The organism is Bradyrhizobium sp. (assembly GCF_049691595.1).
Taxonomy (GTDB): domain Bacteria; phylum Pseudomonadota; class Alphaproteobacteria; order Rhizobiales; family Xanthobacteraceae; genus Bradyrhizobium.
Map to the genome: position 1 here is coordinate 1 of NZ_JBAVNZ010000549.1, position 6,691 is coordinate 6,691.

At 63.5% G+C, this 6,691-nt stretch carries 9 protein-coding genes and 1 tRNA gene; 1 reads left to right on the forward strand and 9 read right to left on the reverse strand.

Going from position 1 to position 6,691, the window contains the following annotated elements; translation table 11 throughout:
- Nucleotides 1–321 precede the first annotated feature (321 nt).
- From WCE35_RS22165 to WCE35_RS22205, 9 genes are all read right to left on the reverse strand, one after another.
- Nucleotides 322–651: a DUF5615 family PIN-like protein gene (locus tag WCE35_RS22165; protein ID WP_424595458.1), complete on the reverse strand. Its 330-nt coding sequence runs from the start codon at nucleotides 649–651 to the stop codon at nucleotides 322–324.
- Nucleotides 651–875, reverse strand: coding sequence for a DUF433 domain-containing protein (locus tag WCE35_RS22170; RefSeq protein WP_424595459.1), 225 nt, complete (start codon nucleotides 873–875; stop codon nucleotides 651–653). Before WCE35_RS22170 ends, WCE35_RS22165 begins: the two co-directional genes overlap by 1 nt.
- A 125-nt stretch (nucleotides 876–1,000) precedes the next feature.
- Nucleotides 1,001–1,078: transfer RNA gene (locus tag WCE35_RS22175), tRNA-Pro, on the reverse strand.
- Nucleotides 1,079–1,169: 91 nt separating this feature from the next.
- Nucleotides 1,170–1,739 carry a MerR family transcriptional regulator gene (locus WCE35_RS22180; RefSeq protein WP_424595460.1) on the reverse strand — a complete coding sequence of 190 codons (570 nt, stop codon included), beginning with the start codon at nucleotides 1,737–1,739 and terminating at the stop codon, nucleotides 1,170–1,172.
- 111 nt (nucleotides 1,740–1,850) lie between these two features.
- Nucleotides 1,851–2,177: an integration host factor subunit alpha gene (locus WCE35_RS22185; RefSeq protein WP_424595461.1), complete on the reverse strand. Its 327-nt coding sequence runs from the start codon at nucleotides 2,175–2,177 to the stop codon at nucleotides 1,851–1,853.
- Nucleotides 2,178–2,308: 131 nt separating this feature from the next.
- On the reverse strand, nucleotides 2,309–3,286 hold the full coding sequence (locus WCE35_RS22190; RefSeq protein WP_424595462.1) for a beta-ketoacyl-ACP synthase III: 978 nt from the start codon (nucleotides 3,284–3,286) through the stop codon (nucleotides 2,309–2,311).
- Complete coding sequence (plsX, locus tag WCE35_RS22195) at nucleotides 3,283–4,344, reverse strand: phosphate acyltransferase PlsX (RefSeq protein WP_424595463.1); 1,062 nt, start codon at nucleotides 4,342–4,344, stop codon at nucleotides 3,283–3,285. The genes WCE35_RS22190 and plsX overlap by 4 nt, the downstream gene beginning before the upstream one ends.
- A 301-nt stretch (nucleotides 4,345–4,645) precedes the next feature.
- On the reverse strand, nucleotides 4,646–5,233 hold the full coding sequence (locus tag WCE35_RS22200) for a YceD family protein (RefSeq protein WP_424595464.1): 588 nt from the start codon (nucleotides 5,231–5,233) through the stop codon (nucleotides 4,646–4,648).
- Nucleotides 5,230–5,781, reverse strand: a complete 552-nt coding sequence (locus tag WCE35_RS22205) for a ubiquinol-cytochrome C chaperone family protein (RefSeq protein WP_424595465.1) — start codon at nucleotides 5,779–5,781, stop codon at nucleotides 5,230–5,232. Before WCE35_RS22205 ends, WCE35_RS22200 begins: the two co-directional genes overlap by 4 nt.
- Nucleotides 5,782–5,902: 121 nt before the next feature.
- On the opposite strand from WCE35_RS22205, the gene WCE35_RS22210 reads away from it, so the two are divergent.
- A complete protein-coding gene (locus WCE35_RS22210; protein ID WP_424595466.1) occupies nucleotides 5,903–6,388 on the forward strand; it encodes an outer membrane protein assembly factor BamE in 486 nt (161 codons plus the stop codon).
- The last annotated feature ends 303 nt before the right edge of the window (nucleotides 6,389–6,691 follow it).

Consider the following 6,691-nt stretch of genomic DNA (forward strand, 5'->3'; position numbering starts at 1 on the left):
GTACTCAGTCGGCAAATTTTTCGCCTTCCGCGCGGCAACCAGCGGACGGCTCGGTCGCGCCAGTGTTTAAACGTTCAGAAAAATGATCGATCACTTTGGCGGCTTGGCGAGCCGCACATTTCGACGAATCACCCCCCTTGCCCAAAGGCGATCCGTCGGTCATTCTTCGCGACGCAGCGAACTACATGGTCGCGCTGCCGGAAACCGAGCGCGTAGGGCGGAATAGCAAAGCGCATTCCGCCAATTTTCGGTACCAACGGTCGGCGCGATACGCCTCGCTATTGTGCCTTACGGGCTGACCTCGCCCGTGTTCGTTCGCCCTCATGTCACCTCGACGAGTGTTTCGCCGCGTTCGAGCGCTACCAGAATCTGCGGCATCACCGTCTCGAACCATTCCAGCAGGTCGCGGCGCCGCGTGTTCGGCAGCCTGATCCAGACCACAGCCGGCCCCGCCGCCGTCAGCACCTTGCGCTGTGCGAAATCCTCGTCCTTGGTAATGATCGCGGCAGACGTTGCCAGCGCATAATCCCAGATCGCGGCATCGGACGCAGTCTGCATTCCCCGGTCAGCGACGTGCTCCGCCTCGTGCCCCTGTGCTGCGAGCCAGCCGACAAGCGCAGGCGGCAATTGGGCGTCGACCAGGAAGCGCATCAGGCAACGCGCAAGACCGGATGGTCGCTTTGCCGCGCCGCATATTCAAGCGCGGCGGTAATGTCCCCGGCTTCCAGCAGCGGATAATCGGCAAGGATTTCCTCGCGGCTGGCGCCAGCGGCAAGCAGATCGAGAACGTCCTTGACGCGGATGCGAAGCCCCCGCAGGCAAGGCCGTCCGCCGCATTGAGCGGGATCGGCGGTTATGCGATGGGTTTCGCTCATGTGGGCCTCCCGAGGCAGGGTGTCGTGGCGGTTCTGGTCAGCATCGCATTTGCGGAACGAACAGCCGGAGGGCAATCACCATTCCTCTGATCACGCTGGACGCGATGAACGAAATTAAGGTCATTTGGTCGGAGCGAGAGGATTTGAACCTCCGACCCCTAGTCTCCCAGACTAGTGCGCTAACCGGGCTGCGCCACGCTCCGATGCCGTTCCATTAGCTGCGATCAGGCCGCCGCGCAAGGCGGCCGATCCGGCCCCGAGGGCAGCGGCAGGCCTGAGGGCTCGGTCCGGCCGTCAACCGTCCTTCATGGCCATTTCGAGCAATTGCTTGCAGGTCACGAGATCCTGCAGCGCCCTTTCGAGGCGCTCGCGATCCGCCTCCGCAATGGCCGTGCCACGGTCCTTGCTGAACGGGCCCAAAATGCCGTCCGCATCGGGATCGACGAAGCGGTAGTCGATGCCCTCGTCGGCGCCTTCGTAATCCTCGTCGTCGCTGTCGCCGCCAAGCGCCAGCGCCACGGCCTCGCCCTCATCGGGTTCCTGCAAGCTCTGTCCGATCGCCTCCTCGACCGCGCCGAACGAGACCGCGGCCGACTGGTCGGCGATGCCCTGAACGGCCTTGATGCCGTGCTCTTTCAGGATCCGCTGCACGCCGCGGATGGTGTAGCCCTCGCCATAGAGCAGCCGCCGGATGCCCTTGAGCAGGTCGACATCGTCGGGACGGTAATAGCGCCGCCCGCCGCTCCGCTTCATCGGCTTGATCTGGGCGAACCGCGTCTCCCAAAACCTCAGCACATGCTGGGGAATGTCGAGATCGCCGGCGACCTCGCTGATGGTACGGAACGCATCCGGCGCCTTGTCCAAAGGCTCGCTCCTCTCAGCTCGCCAGAGCCACGGGCTCTGGTGTTCTGTTTCAACGCGTTTTCTTCACGCGAACCGGAATCCACTTCGCTCGAAAACGCGACCGACCATCCGTCACTCGGTCTTGCCGTCGCCGTTGGGCGCGTGACCATTGATCCGCTGCTTCAGTATGGCCGACGGCTTGAACACCATCACGCGACGCGGCGAGATCGGCACTTCGGTGCCGGTCTTCGGATTGCGTCCGATACGCTGACCCTTCTTGCGCACCATGAAAGACCCGAACGATGACAACTTCACCGTCTCGCCCTTCTCCAGGCAATCGGTGATCTCTTTCAAGACAAGCTCGACAAACGCCGACGATTCCGTGCGCGACAGTCCCACCTTCTGGTAGACGGCCTCGCACAAGTCGACGCGTGTGACTGTTTTCCCGGTCCCGGTCATCGCCTGCCCCGCACTCTCGGCGAACAAATTTATTGACTGAAATTAGGAGCTTAGCAGGCGATGGTCAACAGCGCTCATGATCCATGCACATAAAACAACAGCGCAAATTGGACGACATTGTTGCGCTGCGTTCACCAGCGCAACAGCGCCGAGCCCCAGGTGAAACCGCCGCCCATCGCCTCCATCAGCACCAGATCGCCCCTCTTCACGCGTCCATCCCTGACCGCGACCGTCAGCGCGAGCGGAATCGACGCCGCTGAGGTGTTGCCGTGAAGGTCCACCGTCAGGACCACCTTCTGCGGCGCAATATGAAGCTTGTGCGCGGAAGCATCGATGATTCGCTTGTTGGCCTGATGCGGGACGAACCAGTCGATGTCGTCGGCGGTCGCGCCGGTGGCGTTGAACGCATCCACGATCACATCGGTGATCATGCCGACGGCATGCTTGAAGACTTCGCGGCCTTCCATCCTGAGATGGCCGACGGTCTGGGTCGAGGACGGGCCGCCGTCGACATATAACTTGGCCTTATGCCTTCCGTCCGAGCGCAGATGCGTCGTCAATATACCGCGGTCAGACGGTAGACCCGGCTGCGGCTCGGCATCGAGCACGACCGCGCCGGCACCATCGCCGAACAGCACGCAGGTGCCGCGGTCGTTCCAGTCGAGGATCCGCGAAAACGTCTCGGCGCCGATCACCAGCGCGCGCTTGAACGCGCCCGTGCGCAGGAAATTGTCAGCAGTGGCGAGCGCAAACACGAAGCCGGAGCAGACCGCCTGCAGGTCGAAGGCCGCGCCGTGATTGATCCCGAGCCCGTTCTGCACCGCGACCGCGGTGGCGGGAAACGTATAATCCGGCGTCGAGGTCGCCAGCACGATCAGATCGATCGACTGCGCATCGACACCGGCGTCAGCGAGCGCCGCACGCGCGGCATTGATCGCCAGATGCGAGGTGAACTCGCCTTCCGCCGCGATGTGTCGCTGCCGGATACCGGTGCGCTGCACGATCCATTCGTCCGACGTGTCGACCCTGGCCGCCAGTTCGGCGTTGGTCAGGATCTTCCGCGGCAGATAGGAGCCGCAGCCGAGCACGACCGAACGTATCGCAGTCACGAGACAGCCTCCTGCGCGGTCTGCGCCGAGGCAAGCGCACTGCCGTCGCGATTGAGCATCTGATTGATCTTGGTGAGGAGATCGTAGCGGACCATCTCATAGCCACCATCGACCGCGTAGGCAAAGCCTTCGGCGTCGGTTCCGCCATGGCTCTTGACCACAATGCCGTTCAGTCCGAGCAGCACGCTGCCGTTGGACTTGCCGGGGTCCATCTTGTCGCGAAGCGCCTGAAAGGCCTTCTTGGCAAACAGATAGCCGATGCGTGAACGCAAAGTGCGCGCCATCGCGCCGCGCAGATATTCGGCGAGCTGCCGCGCGGTTCCCTCAGCGGCTTTCAGGGCGATGTTGCCGCTGAACCCTTCGGTGACGATGACGTCGGCTGCCCCCCTGCCGATGCCGTCGCCCTCGACAAAGCCGATATAGTCGAGCTGGGGAAGATTCATGGCCCGCAAGAGTTCGGCGGCCTCACGAATCTCCTCGTGGCCTTTCATTTCCTCGACCCCGATATTGAGCAGGCCGACCGTGGGCCGTTCGAGGCCGAACAGCACGCTGGCCATCGCGCTGCCCATCACCGCCAGCGCCGTCAGATGACGCGCATCGCCGCCGATGGTGGCGCCGAGATCGAGCACGACCGAATCGCCGCGCATGGTGGGCCATATCGCCGCGAGTGCCGGCCGGTCGATCCCGGGCAACATGCGCAGGCAAAACCGCGCCATCGCCACCAGCGCGCCGGTGTTGCCGGCAGAGATTGCGACGCCGGCTTCGCCCTTCTTGACGGCATCGATGGCAAGCCACATCGAGGAGGTCTTGCGGCCACGGCGCAGCGCCTGGCTGGGCTTCTCGTGCATGCCGACGGCGACGTCGGTATGGACGACGCGCGAGGCGGCCTGCATGGCAGGATACCTGGCCAGTTGGGCCTCGATCTGCGCGCGGTCTCCGAACAGCAGGAATTCTGTATCGGGATGTCGGCGCAGCGAAATCGCCGCGCCGGGAATCACGACCGATGCGCCGAAATCGCCACCCATGGCGTCAAGCGCGATTCGAACCTTTTGAGGCATGAACGTCCCGGAAACCTGATCTTTCGCGGCCTCTCGGCCCGGCCGCGCGCTGGAAGCCACCGCCGGACGCGGCGATCGGCGGGACGCAACGGATAAAGCCCCGGCCGGGCCGCGACAATAGCGTGTCCCCATCCTGAAACAACCTCTTGACCATGGTCTTTCGGGACGCTGCCCCGGCACGGGCCGAAATCGATCCCGAGGAGAAAAACCCCGCAATTCAATAAATTAAACGAAAATTCCGGGCGGACGTCGGATCCGCCTCGACCAAAACACGACGCCGCAATCCCACTTTAACCGGGCTTCATTTCCCCCTCGGCTTCTTCGGGTCAGATTTTTTCGGCGCGACCTTCAACGCTTTCAGCGCCGCGAACGGATGATCCCTGGGGTCGGCGGCCTCGACCACCGGCGCGAAAACCGCGTCCGGTTTGCGCGGATACGGATCGATCGCCAGCAACAACACGTCGGTTGCAAGCCTGCCGAGATCGATGATGCCGCCCACGATCGGTTCCGGCGGGTCTGGAATTTCCTCGTCACTTTCGGCGGCCTCATCGACGAGGTCGGCGAGATCGCGAATCTGGTCGGGCGGTGCGAACGTCAGGTCGATCGGCGCATCGATGTCGTTCTCGATCGGCTCGAGCGTCACCACGCAGGTCTGCCCGATCCGCGCCTTGACATGACCGGTGACATGGAAGCGGCCGCCGCTTCCGGGCATCACGTCGAAAGACGCGCTGGCGAAAAGAACCTCGCGCAGATCGGCGACATCGGCCATCGCGCCGCGCGTCGTCGCATCGGCCTCGATGTCGCGATGCAGCCCGGCATCCGGTATTTGCGCAACCGCAACCGGGACGCGCCAGGGATCCGGCTTCCGGGTCATCGCATCCTTGCTCATTGCGGTGTGTCCGCGCGATCGCATACGGGAAACTTCCACGATCCGCCCAACAGCGTCGCCTCGTCGAGTCGGGCCCAAGCTGCCATGGCGGTTTCAGCATAAGTCGCAAGCTGCCGCGCCGTTTCGATTTTCTCGCCACCCAGGATATTCCTGCGGATGGCCTGCGCGAGCGCCTCATGGCCCGCGGTCAAAGCGAGATCGTAAGCCGCCATGCGGCCGTAAAACGCCTCTCCGAACGCCTGCATCCGCTTCGGGACCGCGAGGTCGCCGACTCCCATTTCGCGCAAATTGTCGTCCATATCATCGCAGAAATGGTCGAACAGCGCCTGCGACAGGCCCAAACCGGCCTCCATCGACTTCAGCCGTCGCAACACCAGCCACATATGCAGCAAGAGCAGGTCAAAACGGCCGTTCACCGTGTCCGGCACCCCAAAATCCCGATAAAACAACGGCTCTCGCGCCTGCGTCACGATCATGCCATAGATGGCCTCGATGGTGCCGCGCGCGGCGATCCGGGGTTTCTTCAAGTGATTGAACGGCCAAAGCATTATGGGTTCCGTAGGCGAGCCCCAAAGGTTTGCGTATCGGGGCCCGTTGATGTTGCAATCCGGCGTGCTGCCCGGTACGTCAACGCCTCGCGCGATGCAAGAGGACGGGATTAGTTCCGGAATGACCGAAACGAGCCATTTTCGTTCCCGCGCGGCCGCCGGCCGCGGCCTGTTCGCGCATGTGCGCGGCATCCGCGCGGCTGCCGCCATCGCGCTGGTCTGCGCGGCGCTTGCCGCCTGCACCGGCGAGCAGTTCCAGAAGGGCTATATCCTGCCGGCGGGTGCGCTCGAGCAGATTCCGATCGGCGCAAGCCAGGACCAGGTGCTGATCGTGATGGGCACGCCGTCAACGGTCGCGACACTGAACGGCGAAGTTTTCTACTACATTTCGCAGCGCTCCGAACGCAAGGTCGCGTTCATGAACCAGCAGGTCGTCGACCAGCGGGTGATCGCGATTTATTTCGACAAGAAGCGCCAGGTGCAGCGGCTCGCCAATTACGGGCTGCAGGACGGCAAGATCTTCGATTTCATCAGCCGCACCACGACGACCTCCGGCCAGGAACTCAGCTACCTGACGCCGCTGTTCAAGCTGCTCAGTTTCAACTAGCGCCCGTGTCCCGGACGCGGTGCAGCGTGTAACGCTGCTCCGCAGAGCCGGGACCCATGACCCCGCCTTATGTGATGGACCCCGGATCAGCAGCGCACCACGCCGCCAGGGCGGCGCGTTGCGCAGCATCCGGGGAACGCCGTTGGCGGTCTGGACCAAGTCGCGCGCTTGCCGGACGGCCGGGCGCTGCCTAGGCTCCCCCGCAGAAGAATATTCCAGCAGGGAGCGAACGCGTGACCAGCCAATTTCTTTCTCGCCGCAGCATGCTGTCGGGGGCCGCTGCCTTTTCGACGGCGGCAATCC

Excerpts from the sequence above, each read along its gene's own strand:
- WCE35_RS22165 (WP_424595458.1), bottom strand. The coding sequence starts at position 651 with ATGCGCTTCCTGGTCGACGCCCAATTGCCGCCTGCGCTTGTCGGCTGG.
- WCE35_RS22170 (WP_424595459.1), bottom strand. The coding sequence starts at position 875 with ATGAGCGAAACCCATCGCATAACCGCCGATCCCGCTCAATGCGGCGGA.
- WCE35_RS22185 (WP_424595461.1), bottom strand. The coding sequence starts at position 2,177 with ATGACCGGGACCGGGAAAACAGTCACACGCGTCGACTTGTGCGAGGCC.
- plsX (WP_424595463.1), bottom strand. The coding sequence starts at position 4,344 with ATGCCTCAAAAGGTTCGAATCGCGCTTGACGCCATGGGTGGCGATTTC.
- WCE35_RS22200 (WP_424595464.1), bottom strand. The coding sequence starts at position 5,233 with ATGAGCAAGGATGCGATGACCCGGAAGCCGGATCCCTGGCGCGTCCCG.
- WCE35_RS22205 (WP_424595465.1), bottom strand. The coding sequence starts at position 5,781 with ATGCTTTGGCCGTTCAATCACTTGAAGAAACCCCGGATCGCCGCGCGC.
- WCE35_RS22210 (WP_424595466.1), top strand. The coding sequence starts at position 5,903 with ATGACCGAAACGAGCCATTTTCGTTCCCGCGCGGCCGCCGGCCGCGGC.